This window comes from Pedobacter miscanthi, assembly GCF_003315595.1.
Lineage (GTDB): Bacteria > Bacteroidota > Bacteroidia > Sphingobacteriales > Sphingobacteriaceae > Pedobacter > Pedobacter miscanthi.
Map to the genome: position 1 here is coordinate 154,764 of NZ_QNQU01000009.1, position 13,063 is coordinate 167,826.

At 40.2% G+C, this 13,063-nt stretch carries 12 protein-coding genes; 3 read left to right on the plus strand and 9 right to left on the minus strand.

All coding sequences use genetic code 11. The features are described from left to right. Positions 1 to 138: 138 nt before the first annotated feature. From infB to DRW42_RS12155, 4 genes are all read right to left on the minus strand, one after another. Positions 139 to 3,207, minus strand: a complete 3,069-nt coding sequence (infB, locus tag DRW42_RS12140) for a translation initiation factor IF-2 (protein WP_113949088.1) — start codon at positions 3,205 to 3,207, stop codon at positions 139 to 141. A gap of 62 nt (positions 3,208 to 3,269) precedes the next feature. Then, a complete protein-coding gene (gene nusA / locus DRW42_RS12145) occupies positions 3,270 to 4,514 on the minus strand; it encodes a transcription termination factor NusA (protein WP_113949089.1) in 1,245 nt (414 codons plus the stop codon). A 2-nt stretch (positions 4,515 to 4,516) separates the two neighbouring features. Beyond that, positions 4,517 to 4,981, minus strand: coding sequence for a ribosome assembly cofactor RimP (gene rimP / locus DRW42_RS12150; RefSeq protein ID WP_113949090.1), 465 nt, complete (start codon positions 4,979 to 4,981; stop codon positions 4,517 to 4,519). Positions 4,982 to 5,102: 121 nt separating this feature from the next. Further along, positions 5,103 to 5,534 (minus strand): hypothetical protein, encoded by a 432-nt coding sequence (locus DRW42_RS12155; RefSeq protein WP_113949091.1) that lies wholly within the window; start codon positions 5,532 to 5,534, stop codon positions 5,103 to 5,105. Between the two features lie 18 nt (positions 5,535 to 5,552). On the opposite strand from DRW42_RS12155, the gene DRW42_RS12160 reads away from it, so the two are divergent. Then, positions 5,553 to 5,897 (plus strand): phage holin family protein, encoded by a 345-nt coding sequence (locus tag DRW42_RS12160; RefSeq protein WP_113949092.1) that lies wholly within the window; start codon positions 5,553 to 5,555, stop codon positions 5,895 to 5,897. A gap of 115 nt (positions 5,898 to 6,012) precedes the next feature. On the opposite strand, the gene DRW42_RS12165 is transcribed toward DRW42_RS12160, so the two are convergent. The 4 genes from DRW42_RS12165 to panC form a co-directional block, all read right to left on the minus strand. Next, the gene (locus DRW42_RS12165; protein ID WP_113949093.1) at positions 6,013 to 7,152 is read right to left on the minus strand and encodes an acyl-CoA dehydrogenase; all 1,140 of its coding nucleotides are present in this window, start codon (positions 7,150 to 7,152) and stop codon (positions 6,013 to 6,015) included. A gap of 389 nt (positions 7,153 to 7,541) precedes the next feature. Beyond that, positions 7,542 to 8,525, minus strand: a complete 984-nt coding sequence (locus tag DRW42_RS12170; protein ID WP_158544333.1) for a lysylphosphatidylglycerol synthase transmembrane domain-containing protein — start codon at positions 8,523 to 8,525, stop codon at positions 7,542 to 7,544. Between the two features lie 3 nt (positions 8,526 to 8,528). Next, positions 8,529 to 8,879, minus strand: coding sequence for an aspartate 1-decarboxylase (gene panD, locus DRW42_RS12175; RefSeq protein ID WP_055909206.1), 351 nt, complete (start codon positions 8,877 to 8,879; stop codon positions 8,529 to 8,531). A gap of 180 nt (positions 8,880 to 9,059) precedes the next feature. Beyond that, positions 9,060 to 9,905, minus strand: coding sequence for a pantoate--beta-alanine ligase (gene panC / locus DRW42_RS12180; protein WP_113949095.1), 846 nt, complete (start codon positions 9,903 to 9,905; stop codon positions 9,060 to 9,062). Between the two features lie 149 nt (positions 9,906 to 10,054). On the opposite strand from panC, the gene DRW42_RS12185 reads away from it, so the two are divergent. Both DRW42_RS12185 and DRW42_RS12190 read left to right on the plus strand, forming a co-directional pair. Beyond that, on the plus strand, positions 10,055 to 10,879 hold the full coding sequence (locus DRW42_RS12185) for a glycogen/starch synthase (RefSeq protein WP_244215257.1): 825 nt from the start codon (positions 10,055 to 10,057) through the stop codon (positions 10,877 to 10,879). Positions 10,880 to 10,900: 21 nt separating this feature from the next. Then, entirely contained in the window at positions 10,901 to 12,319 is a 1,419-nt protein-coding gene (locus tag DRW42_RS12190; RefSeq protein ID WP_113949097.1) for a DUF4270 domain-containing protein, read from the plus strand. 287 nt (positions 12,320 to 12,606) lie between these two features. Here the strand turns inward: DRW42_RS12190 and DRW42_RS12195 are convergent, their stop codons facing one another. Continuing rightward, positions 12,607 to 13,044, minus strand: a complete 438-nt coding sequence (locus DRW42_RS12195) for a single-stranded DNA-binding protein (protein ID WP_113949098.1) — start codon at positions 13,042 to 13,044, stop codon at positions 12,607 to 12,609. Positions 13,045 to 13,063 lie beyond the last annotated feature (19 nt).

Here is a 13,063-nt window from a genome sequence, read left to right on the forward strand (position 1 = left end):
TTAAGATGATAACTTAAAATTATCCGATATTTTTGAGATCATAACTTAAAATTATCCGATATTTTTGAGATTGAAAATTTATTGGTATAAAAAAAGTGGCCCGAAAGGCCACTTTAAATTTTATATAACTTAAGTATTTTATAGCTTTCTGGCCACTTCTACCTGTTCGTAAGCTTCTACGATATCGCCCACTTCGATGTTGTTAAAGTTCTGGATGTTTAAACCACATTCATAACCTTTGTTCACCTCTTTCACATCATCTTTAAAGCGTTTTAACGATGCGAGTTCACCGGTGTAAACTACAACACCATCTCTTACGATACGGATTTTGCTGTTACGGGTAATCTTACCATCCAATACCATACAACCTGCAATGGTACCCACTTTAGTGATTTTGAAGGTTTCGCGGATCTCTACGTTGGCCACAATTTTCTCTTCAAATTCCGGATCCAACATACCTTCCATTGCAGATTTGATCTCGTTGATCGCATCGTAAATGATAGAATATAAACGGATATCGATCTGCTCTGCCTCTGCCAGTTTACGTGCACCAGTTGATGGACGAACCTGGAAACCGATAATAATCGCATCTGAAGCCGAAGCCAACAATACATCAGATTCTGAAATCTGACCAACACCTTTACTGATGATATTAATCTGAATCTGCTCGGTTGATAGTTTCAACAATGAATCGGCAAGTGCCTCGATAGAACCATCCACGTCACCTTTAACGATGATGTTAAGTTCTTTAAAGTTACCGATTGCCAAACGACGGCCAATCTCATCAAGGGTAATGTGCTTCTGTGTACGTAATCCCTGCTCGCGTTGTAACTGCATACGTTTGTTTGCAATATCACGTGCTTCGGTTTCACTTTCTAAAGCGTTAAACCTATCGCCCGCTGTAGGTGCACCCTGCATACCCAAAACCTGTACCGGTTGTGACGGACCTGCTGATTCTACTTTAGCACCACGCTCGTTGGTTAATGCTTTTACACGTCCGCTATAGCTACCTGCCAGGATCGGATCTCCAACCCTTAAAGTACCGGCCTGAACCAATACGGTAGTTACAATACCACGTCCTTTATCTAATGCCGACTCGATTACAGTACCTGTAGCTCTCTTATTCGGATTGGCTTTCAGTTCTAATAACTCGGCTTCTAATAATACTTTATCTAAAAGAAGATCAACATTTAAGCCGCTTTTGCTCGAAATTTCCTGCGATTGATATTTACCGCCCCAATCTTCAACCAAAATATTCATGGTTGACAATTGTTCACGTACTTTATCTGCGTTAGCACCCGGTTTATCTACTTTAGTGAAAGCAAATACCAATGGTACGCCTGCTGCCTGTGCGTGGTTAATGGCCTCTTTTGTTTGAGGCATCACTGCATCATCCGCAGCAATTACGATAATGGCAATATCAGCAGCCTTAGCACCACGTGCACGCATCGCGGTAAAGGCTTCGTGACCTGGTGTATCCAGGAAAGTTACTTTTTTACCGGTTGGGGTAGTTACCATGTAGGCACCAATGTGCTGGGTAATACCACCTGCCTCACCAGCAACCACATTTGCTTTACGGATATAATCCAGCAATGAGGTTTTACCATGATCCACGTGACCCATAATCGTTACAACCGGAGCTCTTTCGATTAAATCTGCCTCGTTATCTTCTTCCTCAATTACATTTTCTTCATCCTCGTCTGGTTTAACGAATTGTATTTCGTAACCAAACTCATCTGCTACAATGGTTAAAGTTTCAGCATCTAAACGCTGGTTGATGGAAACGAACATTCCAAGACTCATACAGGTTCCGATAATTTTGGTAACCGGTACATCCATCATGCTCGCCAACTCGTTAGCGGTAACAAATTCTGTTACTTTTAATATTTTCGATTGCGATTCAAGTTCATTTGCTGCTTCTTCGGCATTAAACGCTACATCATCACGTTTCTGACGACGCAATTTGGCACGTTGAGCAAATTTACCAGACTTACCCGCACCACTTAAACGTGCAAGTGTTGCTTTGATCTGATCTTGAATTTCTTTCTCAGTAGGTTCTTCTTTAGGTCCGCTTGGTGTAGCATTTCTATTTTGGAAACCTGGCCTGTTATTATTGTTTCTATTTCCCTGGTAAGGAGTACCGCCCTGTCCGGCAGGTCGGTTACCCTGGTATGGTGTACCGCCACCTTGTCTGTTACCTTGATAAGGTTGACGAGGCTGACCTGGTGCGCCACCCTGACCTTGCTGGCCTGCAGGATTATTTTGTCCTTGCTGACCGCCATGTTGACCTGGCTGGCCTGGTGCTCCAGGTGTTTTTTTGCGTTTACGTTTACGTTTTGCTGCTTCGCTATCGCTTGATGAAGCAACCGGACCGTTTCTCCTATCAGGAGTTGTAGGCAACTCGATTTTACCGATAATATTCGGACCGCTTAATTTTACAGTACGGGCTTTAATTACCTCAGGCTCGTTGCTTACAGGTTTTGTTTCAGCTGGTTTTTCTTCAACTTTAGGCTGTTCTGCCGGTTTTGCAGGCTCTGGTGCTTTAGCAACCGGTGCAGGTGCAGCAGGCGCTTCTTCCTTTTTAACCTCAACCGGTTTTTCTTCCACTTTAGGTTGTTCAACTGGTTTTACAGGCTCCGGAGCTTTTGCAACTGGTGCAGGGGCAGCAGGGACTTCTTCTTTCTTAACAGGACGTGTTTTCGAGTTAAGATCATTTAAATCAATCTTACCTACAATTTTAACGCCCGGTAATCCGGTTTCCTCTGCTTTTTCTTCTGCCTTAGTTTCTTTTACAGGCTCAACTGCTGCCGCAGGAGTTGGCGTAGGTGCCGGTGCAGGTGTATCTACCTTAGGGGTTTCAACTACCTTTGGTTTTTCTACCGGAGGGGTAAATGATTGAGCATTTTTGATTAAAATCTCTTCATTTTTCTCAAAATCGGTATTTTTCTTCGGCGCTTCTACTGGCTTTTCAGTCTCAGGCTCGTCACGACGTATTTTACCAATCACTATTTGTTTGGCTTCTTCTCTTACGATCTTATCTCCCTGATACTCTTTTAATAAGGCATTATACATCTCACCCGTAAGTTTAAACATAGGGCTTTTCTCGGCAGAGAATCCCTTTTTGTTTAAAAACTCAACGGCCGTACCCATGCCTATATTAAGTTCTTTAATAGCTTTAATTAAAATGATTGGTTTGTCGTCTGACATTTAGCTCCTGTTATTGTTTTTTATTTAATACAAAAGTAGTGTTTATTTGGCAATTACACCACTTATTCAAATTCTGACTTCAAAATTTGAACCACTTCTTTAATGGTTTCCTCTTCAAGGTCGGTGCGTTTTACTAAATCTTCTACTGTAAGTGCCAATACACTCTTAGCGGTATCGCAACCGATAGCCTTTAATTCATCAATGATCCAGCTATCAATCTCATCTGAGAATTCTTCCAGATCCACATCCTCGTCGCTTTCTTCTCCAGCTTCGCGGTATACATCAATTTCGTAACCGGTTAATTTACCAGCCAGTTTAATGTTATGTCCGCCACGTCCGATGGCCAATGAAACCTGATCAGGTTTTAAATAAACCGATGCATGTTTGGTTTCATCATCCAGTTTAATGGAAGTGATTTTTGCCGGGCTTAAAGCACGGGTAATGTATAGTGAAATATTATTTGTGAAATTGATCACATCAATATTTTCGTTTTTCAATTCGCGAACGATACCATGGATACGTGATCCTTTCATACCCACACATGCGCCAACCGGATCGATACGGTCATCATACGATTCTACAGCGACTTTAGCACGTTCTCCGGGTTCGCGTACAATTTTCTTAACGGTGATTAATCCATCAAAAATTTCCGGAACTTCCTGTTCGAACAAACGTTGCAAGAATTCTGGTGCCGTTCTTGAAATAATAATTTTCGGATTGGCGTTGATCATTTCTACTTTAGAGATTACTGCTCTTACAGAATCGCCTTTTTTGAAATAATCAGCCGGGATCTGTTCGGTTTTAGGCATTAAAAGCTCATTACCTTCATCATCCAGAACCAAAGTTTCTTTTTTCCAAACCTGGTAAACTTCACCTGTTACGATTTCGCCTACCCTGTCTTTATATTTTTTGAAAATTTCGTCTTTCTCTAATTCCAATACTTTAGAAACCAGTGTTTGGCGTGCAGCTAAAATTGCCCTGCGGCCAAAACTCTCTAATGTGATCTGTTCGATATAATCATCGCCAACTTCTAAACTAGGGTCAATCTGGTGTACTTCAGCAAGTTCGATCTCCAGGTCATCATCCTCCGAAAATCCATCTTCCATCACCTTTCTTGTTCTCCAGATCTCCAAATCCCCGTTATCCGGGTTTACAATAACGTCACAGTTTTCGTCTGTTCCGTATTTTTTACGCAACATGCTACGAAAAACTTCTTCCAGCACACTGATCACCGTTGGGCGATCTATATTTTTGAAATCTTTAAACTCCTGAAAAGAGTCGATCAAATTAATTGTTGTAGTACTCATTTTTACTTAAATGAAATTAACACACTTGTTTCTAATATATCATTAAACGGCACAGCTGTTTCAATCGCTACTGCCTTTTTCCCTTTTTCTTTAACCGATTCTTCAATCAGCAGGTTGTTTTCTGCAACCTCTAACAGTTTTCCTTCTTTTTTCAAACCTTCTTTAAGTTTGATGCTTACTGTACGACCAATATTCTTTTGATATTGACGTATCAATTTTAAAGGCTCGCCAACACCCGGCGAAGAAACTTCTAAATTATAAGCCTGCTCTATTGCGTTTTCTTCTTCTAAATGAAAACCAACATGCCTGCTTATGGCTACACAATCCTGTATGCTAATACCTTCGTCGCCATCAACATGGATAATCAACTTATTGTTTGGCAACATTTTCACTTCAACCAGAAACAGCTCTGGTCGGTCTGCTATTTTTTCCTCAACGAGGGCTGCAACTCTCTTTTCTACCTGCATATTTTAACCTGATTTCATAGAAAAAGGGGACACTGTCCCCTTCTCTTTTCTTCGATTACGATGCAAATGTAGTAATTTTTTAGGAAATTTCAAACAGTTGCTGTAATTATTATGCTGATTATTACCGTTTAAGTGTTTGTTTCTGTGGCTGTAGGTTGTGTTTGGTACTGCCCGAAATCATATCGCCCACGGTTGCGAATTTTACACCGATATAACTTTCTACCAGATAATTTTTACCTTTTACAAAAGGCTGATCGGGATTGAAAATAAGCGAATCGCCGGCAATTTTAACCTTACCTGGCATTTCCAGTTCATCCTGAATACTGTCGAGTTCGCCGGGCATGATCAAAACCGACATCATATTAACTGTATCTGCATTAGCCTGATAGGCATTTTTAACCTGCAGCAGGCTCGCCTCGTCAATATTTTTAATTATTATTGAAGTGCTATCCGCTGAAAACTTAATTACCGGTTTGTTGTTTTTATTCGAACATGAAATTGCAGATAAGAAAACTGCAACAACAACCGAACATTTTAAAACGCGTTTAAACATTTACAAAAATAAACAATTATGAGATTTATTATTGAAATCCTTTTAACAGGACTGGCATTTTTTATAGGTGCAAAACTGGTGCCGGGCGTAAGCATTGATGGTTATGGCAATGCAATTATTGCCTCAGTGCTTATTGCACTTGCTAATGCAACCATTGGATTCATCCTAAGGCTATTAACTTTCCCGATCAATTTCTTAACGTTAGGACTGGTATCATTTATTATCACCGTTTTAATGATTTTACTGGTCGATAACATGATGGCTTCTTTTAATACTTCAGGTTTTCTTGCTGCAGCATTTTTAGCCATTGTAGTAGCCCTGATTAAAGCTGTATTTAGCGCAGTAGCAGGAGAGAAAGATTAAGTAGGGAGTTTTGAGTTGAGAGTTTAGACAAATGGTCCTAAGCACTAAACTTATGAAAAAGATCAAGTTGGGAGTTTGGACTAAAAGCTCCAATCTCCCAACTTCAAGCTCGAAACTAACGAATAACTTCTCTCGAAATCACCATTTTCTGGATTTCGGATGTGCCTTCGTAAATCTGGGTAATTTTGGCATCACGCATTAAACGTTCTACGTGGTACTCTTTTACAAAGCCATAACCACCATGTACCTGTACGGCTTCTATGGTTACATCCATGGCTACTTTTGAAGCATAAAGTTTAGCCATTGAGCCAGCCTGGGTATAAGGCAAACCCTGATCTTTTAACCATGCAGCTTTATAAACCAACAACCTTGCGGCCTCAATCTGGGTAGCCATATCGGCCAGCTTAAAGGCAATGGCCTGGTGTTCTGAAATCGGCTTGCCAAACGATTTACGTTCTTTAGCATATTGCGTGGCCAGTTCGAAAGCGCCCTGTGCAATACCTAAAGCCTGTGCCGCAATACCGATCCGGCCGCCTTCTAGGGTTTTCATAGCGAATTTAAAACCAAAACCATCCTCACCGATCCTGTTTTCTTTAGGTACTTTAACATCATTAAACATTAAAGAATGTGTATCAGAACCGCGGATGCCGAGTTTATTTTCTTTTGGTCCAACGGTAAAGCCTTCGGTTCCCTTCTCTACAATAAAAGCATTAATACCTTTGTGTTTTAATTCGGGGTGGGTTTGCGCAATAACCAGATAGGTTGAAGCGGTACTACCATTGGTGATCCAGTTTTTGGTGCCATTAAGGAGGTAATAATCGCCTTTATCTTCGGCGGTTGTGCTTTGCGAAGTGGCATCCGATCCGGCCTCAGGCTCTGACAAACAAAAGGCACCGATTTTTTCTCCTGATGCGAGCGGTTTCAGGTATTTTTCCTTTTGCTCCTCGGTTCCGTATTTTTCCAATCCATAACACACCAGTGAGTTATTTACCGAAACCACTACCGAGGCAGAGGCATCTATTTTGGAAAGTTCTTCCATTACTAATACGTAAGAAACGGCATCGAGACCGCTACCATTATATTTAGGATCGACCATCATCCCCAAAAAACCGAGTTCGCCAAGTTTTTTAACCTGTTCGGCAGGAAATTTCTGATGTTCGTCTCTTTCGATTACCCCAGGCTTTAATTCCTGCTGCGCAAAATCGCGGGCAGCCTGCTGAATCATTAATTGCTCTTCATTTAATTCAAAATGCATAACATTTATGTATAAAAGGTTAGTAAATCAAATGTAGCATTTCTGATCTGAATTACTATGGCTGCATAGTAATTTATTTTTAGAATTGTTTTGTTTAGCTGTGACGTATTTAGGTTGGTTTGGTACAGCTATAAAATCAATCTGGTTTATTTTTGGAAAGCAAAGGCAGTAATACTTCGGTCTGGATAGCCCTCCCCATTGCTTAACTCAGATGGATGAATCCGGATAACGCTTTCGGTCAGGTTATTTAACCAAAAATAGTAGCACCATGTAGCCTCCTAAACCCGGCAGTAGCGGCAGCTCCAGATCCTTCATCTGAACTATAGCGGATGACGGGGCCGGAATTAACCTACACACCACGGAACTGCTTTGCAAAAAAAATAATAATATTAATGATGGCCAGTTTTTTTCGCCAACACCAAAAACAAACTCAGGCTACCTAAAATGAATATAAGCAAAACCTGTGATGAATGAATAATGGTTGAATAAGCCAATCCATCTTTAAACGAAATACCATATAGCACAAGCGATTGGGCAACCATCCAGTGGAAAACACCTATACCGCCCTGCACCGGTGCAGCCATGGCAAAGCCCGAAAATACAATTGCAGTAAATGCGGCGTTAAAATGCAGGCCGGAAGTAGCCTGGATGGATGAAAAAGCAAAATACATGGAAAGCGAATAGAAAATCCAGATTCCCAGGGTATAGGTTAAAAACAAGCCTTTTTGCCTCAGTTTTCCATAAGAGCCAAACCCCTGGCGCAGGCTGACAAAAATACGGAGGAACTTTTTACTGACCTTTTTCCGAAGGAAATAAATAGCCAACGCAATGAGTGCCAGGATTAATATCCCACAGCCAACGAGCCACCAATAATTTAAGCTATTTAGTTTTTTAACCAGATTAAGATAAATGGTATTGTACAAAAAATCCGAAACAATATCATATTGGAACACGATCATGGCCAGGCTGGTTAGAAAAAGCATCAGCACATCAAAAAGCCTTTCGGTAATTACCGTACCTATAGAGGCAAACATTGGCACTTTTTCTGCCTTATGAATTACTGAACAACGCCCAAGTTCTCCAAAACGCGGCAGCGCGAGGTTTGCCAGGTAACCAATCATTACTGCATGGTAGGCATTCAGGAAACTAACTTTGTAATGGATAGATTTGTAAAGCATCTGCCAGCGCAAAGCCCTTAACACATGGGCAATTAATACGGCTAAGGCAGAAATTGTTACCCAAAAGTAGTTTGCGGTTTTAATTTCCTGCCAGATTTTGCCTAAATCCTGACCTCTGAACGCTAAATATAATACCCCTACCCCAATTAAAAACAGGATGATGTATCTTACTGCCGTTTTGAGGTCGAAGGTCACAATTTATTTTAGCAAGTGGTTGTTATCGTCAGGAAAAACAAGGATCGGATTGTATTTTTTAGCTTCTTCTATCGGCAGTGAGCCGTATGACATAATAATAAGGATATCGCCGAGCTGCGCCAAACGGGCTGTTGCCCCATTTAAACAAATGGTTCCGGTACCACGCTCGCCTTTTATTACATAAGTTTCGAAACGTGCACCATTGTTGTTATTTACAATCTGCACCTTTTCATTAGCGATGATGTTAGCAGCATCCATCAAATCTTCATCTATCGTAATACTGCCTACATAATTCAGTTCGGCCTGTGTTACCTTAACACGGTGTATTTTCGATTTTAATATTGTGATAACCATTCGGCAAAGTTAGTAATAAAGCATTGGATGAAAAAAACGGAAAATGTAAGGAGGATGTAATATGTAAAATGGGTGATGGGATGATGATTTAATAGTTGATGGTTAGCACCCCAGACCAAGATCCATAAAACCATGAGCTATACGTCCCCACATCATCCATTTTACCCCTTCCATCTTACATCACTTAATAATCATATTATCAATCAGCCTGGTCGACCCTACTTTTGCGGCAACTAAAGCAACCAGATTTTCTTCGTCTTTCGATTTGGCAGGCTCGAGGGTATCGCCATTGGCAATGGTAAAATAGTCGAGTTCAACACCATCTATATTATTATAGAAAGATTTTGCCTTTTCTTCCAGTTCTACTAACGGATATTCGTTAAAATGATCTATTACAAATTGTAACGACTTACTCAATACCAGCGAATTTTTACGGTCGATGGGTGATAAATGGATATTGCGGCTGCTCATGGCCAAACCATCATCTTCACGGATAATCGGACAAACGATGATTTTGATTGGCAATTTAAAATGGGCCAGCATGTTTTTGATCATCAGTACCTGCTGAAAATCTTTCTGACCAAACATAGCCACATCAGGTTCTACCGCATCGAAAAGTTTTTTTACAATCTGCGTTACCCCCTGGTAGTGCCCTTTTCTAAATTCGCCTTCCAGTAAAAATTCGGCATTGCCTAAATCAATATGCCATGCTTCATCGGCCCCACCCGGGTACATCTCTTCTACATTGGGCATAAATACACCATTACAGCCGGCATCGGCTAGCATGGCAAGGTCGTGCTCAATCGGACGTGGATATTTCTCTAAATCTTTAGGATCGGTAAATTGGGTTGGATTTACAAAAATGCTGCAAATAATGATATCGGCATTTTGCTGGGCCAGTTTTATCAATGATATATGTCCGCTGTGCAAAGCGCCCATTGTAGGCACTAATGCTACTTTTTTTGCTGATGCTTTTAAAGGTTGTAAAAAAGCATGAAGCGATGCTTTGGTTTTAAATATTTCCAATTCGCACAATTTAAATTAAAGCCGTAAAGGTGTAAATTAATCTAAACGAAAGCAAACAATACTTGTCAATCTTGATAAATAGTATTATTATGCTTATCTTTGCCGCTCATTATCTTTTATTTAACTTAATATTTTCTTAAAATATGGAGATGGCAAAAACGAAGCTGCTGATTGTTACACACGAGATGTCGCCTTTCCTCGAGCTTACTAAAATTTCTGAAATTACGCGCCAATTGCCACAGGCTATGCAGGAAAAGGGATTTGAAATCCGCATCCTGATGCCAAAATTCGGTAACATCAACGAAAGAAGAAATCGTTTACACGAAGTAATCCGCTTATCGGGAATGAACATCATTATTGATGACAATGATAACCCTTTAATCATTAAAGTAGCCTCCATCCCAGCTGCACGCATGCAGGTTTATTTCTTAGACAATGAAGAATATTTCCAGCGCAAACAGGTATTCAGAGATGCAAGTGGAAAATTTTTCGACGATAACGACGAGCGTACTATTTTCTTCTGCAAAGGTGCGTTAGAAACCGTTAAAAAATTAGGTTGGGCACCCGACATCGTTCATTGCCATGGTTGGATGAGCTCATTGGTTCCTGCTTATATCAAAACCACTTATAAAAACGATCCTACTTTCAAAAATTCTAAAGTAGTATATTCTGTTTATGAAGATGGTTTTACAGAAAAATTAAATGCCAATTTCGCCAAAAAAGCTGTAATGGCCAACATGACGGAAGATGATACCAAAGCGTTTACACCTGCCGATATCGACAGTATGCACATTGGCGCTGTAACACACTCTGACGCAGTGGTTTTAGGAGACGAAAACCTGAGCAAAGATGTGTTAAAATTTGTTAAAGATTCCAATAAGCCAACATTAGCTTTTAACTTAACCGAGAATTTTGAAAACTTCTATACTTTTTATGAGGAAATTTCAAATGACGAATTGGTTTCAGTAGCTTAATTAGGTATTATTATTTAAAATATGAAATTTACAAAACAAGACTTATTAACCCTGTTGATAGGTCTTTTTCTTTTTGCATCGTGTAAAGACGAAAGTGCCGTTGGTTTAGATGTAGATCCGGCTTCTTCAATTACCGGTACGCTGGTGGTATCGCCTGTAAGTACCCAGCTGGTTAAGGAAACTGCTGCAAATACTTTTGCGCAAAGCCGCTACCCGCTAGGCTATATGGTTGATCCTATTTTCGGTAAAACGGAAGCTGCAATAGCCATGACGGTTTATCCGGTAAGTACAAGTTACGATTTCGGTACTGCACCGCAGCTTGATTCGGCAGTTTTAGTATTAAAATTTGATGAAGCCAGTACCATAACCAAATTTTATGGTGATACGGTTAATTCTAAATACAGCATAGACGTTTTCCAGCTGGCCAATCCTGTTGCCAACTATAAAAGTTCGGATGTTCAGGCCATCAATAATACCCTGCTTGGAAATTTTACCGGCAAATTCGCACCAAACACCAAGAGAAAAATATTAGATGTTGTGGCTGGCAAAGCCGATACTTTAAAAGTTGTTCCGGCGCAGATCAGGATCCCGCTTGATAAAAACTTTATCCAGAATAACATTTTAAACCTCGGTACAGCAGGAACTTCGTCAAATACCAAGTTTGCAAATACTTTTAAAGGTTTATATGCAAAGGCAAATACCTCATCTGCAACAGGTACAGGAGGTATCGGATTCTTTAATTTTTCAGGTGCAGATTCATATTTACAGCTGGTTTGGAGAAAAACCAATTCATCAAACGGAACAGATACAACGACTGTAAATTTTCCAATTGGAATTTCTACCACCTCAGGGTATGCTGGTGTAGCTGCAAATATTAAACATGACTATGCTGGTACTCCTGTACAAACTCAAATTGATGCATCAACCACTGCATATAATGTAACTTACCTGCAAGGTTTGGCAGGTGTTAAAACAAAAATTAGCTTCCCGGATTTGGGAGAATTTAATGGTAAATACGGAAAATCAATCATTAACAAGGCCGAACTTGTTATTGAACTGGGTGGAGGTACTCCGGCATATCCTTTTACCCCGGCACAGCGACTTTCTTTGTACCGCTGGGACATTGCACATCAACCAGCTAACATTCCCGATTACACTAATTTTGCGGTAAGCTCTTCGGGTATTTCTGCAGCGGGTGAGGCACTATTTGGCGGATATTTTGATTCAACAAAAAACCGTTATATTTTTATCATCACCAATTATGTTCAAAGCTTGATTGATGGTACCATAAAAGACGAAGGCACTTTCTTAGCACCAACTTCTTATAATCTTTTCCAAAATGTACCTACTGCAACTTCAGCAGAAAGGTCGGTGATTGGAACAGGCGATGCAGCCACAAACAAAATGAAACTGAATATCTATTATACAAAGATTAATTAATAGAAATTAGTATACATCTTTCGAAAACTCCTGTTCTGATAAAGAGCAGGAGTTTTTTTATTTCTGTTTTATTCATACTGACTAATTTTTAGCCTGTTTGACTAACGCGATCGTCATGCTGAATTTATTTCAGCATCTTTCATGCCAGATAGACCCTGAAATAAATTCAGGGTGACGACCTTAATGTACGGCATCTAATAAACGTTTTTCAGAACGCAAAGCATTTAAAACAAAAAGAGCCGCCTCTCATCAGGCAGCTCCATTAATATGATCTTGCAAAGATTAATTTAGAAAGGCAGGTCGCCACTTTCATCTGACGGGCCAATGGTAAATTCATCTTCAATTTTCGATTCGGTATTTTGATGCGCTGGCGTAGTTGGACTTTGTTCAAAATCGCTCTTTCTGCCCAGCATCGTAAAATTTTCGGCAACAATCTCTGTTACATATTTTTTAACCTTTTCCTTATCTTCAAAGGACCTTGTTCTTAGTTTGCCTTCAATATAAACCAGTTTGCCTTTCTGTAGATATTTGGAAGCTACCTCAGCCAGGCCGCGCCACAATACGATATTGTGCCACTCTGTTTGCTCTACTCTCTTGCCGTCTTTGTTGTACGTTTCCGAAGTAGCCAACGGAAAACTGGCAACTGTTACGCCACCGTCTAAATGCCGCACTTCAGGGTCTTTGCCTAAATGGCCTACTAAAATAACTTTGTTAATCCCAGACATAAATATTTTTGGTTAGTTG

Excerpts from the sequence above, each read along its gene's own strand:
- DRW42_RS12155 (WP_113949091.1), bottom strand. The coding sequence starts at position 5,534 with ATGTTTAAACGCGTTTTAAAATGTTCGGTTGTTGTTGCAGTTTTCTTA.
- DRW42_RS12165 (WP_113949093.1), bottom strand. The coding sequence starts at position 7,152 with ATGCATTTTGAATTAAATGAAGAGCAATTAATGATTCAGCAGGCTGCC.
- DRW42_RS12160 (WP_113949092.1), top strand. The coding sequence starts at position 5,553 with ATGAGATTTATTATTGAAATCCTTTTAACAGGACTGGCATTTTTTATA.
- nusA (WP_113949089.1), bottom strand. The coding sequence starts at position 4,514 with ATGAGTACTACAACAATTAATTTGATCGACTCTTTTCAGGAGTTTAAA.
- DRW42_RS12190 (WP_113949097.1), top strand. The coding sequence starts at position 10,901 with ATGAAATTTACAAAACAAGACTTATTAACCCTGTTGATAGGTCTTTTT.
- DRW42_RS12195 (WP_113949098.1), bottom strand. The coding sequence starts at position 13,044 with ATGTCTGGGATTAACAAAGTTATTTTAGTAGGCCATTTAGGCAAAGAC.
- infB (WP_113949088.1), bottom strand. The coding sequence starts at position 3,207 with ATGTCAGACGACAAACCAATCATTTTAATTAAAGCTATTAAAGAACTT.
- DRW42_RS12185 (WP_244215257.1), top strand. The coding sequence starts at position 10,055 with ATGGCAAAAACGAAGCTGCTGATTGTTACACACGAGATGTCGCCTTTC.
- rimP (WP_113949090.1), bottom strand. The coding sequence starts at position 4,981 with ATGCAGGTAGAAAAGAGAGTTGCAGCCCTCGTTGAGGAAAAAATAGCA.
- panD (WP_055909206.1), bottom strand. The coding sequence starts at position 8,879 with ATGGTTATCACAATATTAAAATCGAAAATACACCGTGTTAAGGTAACA.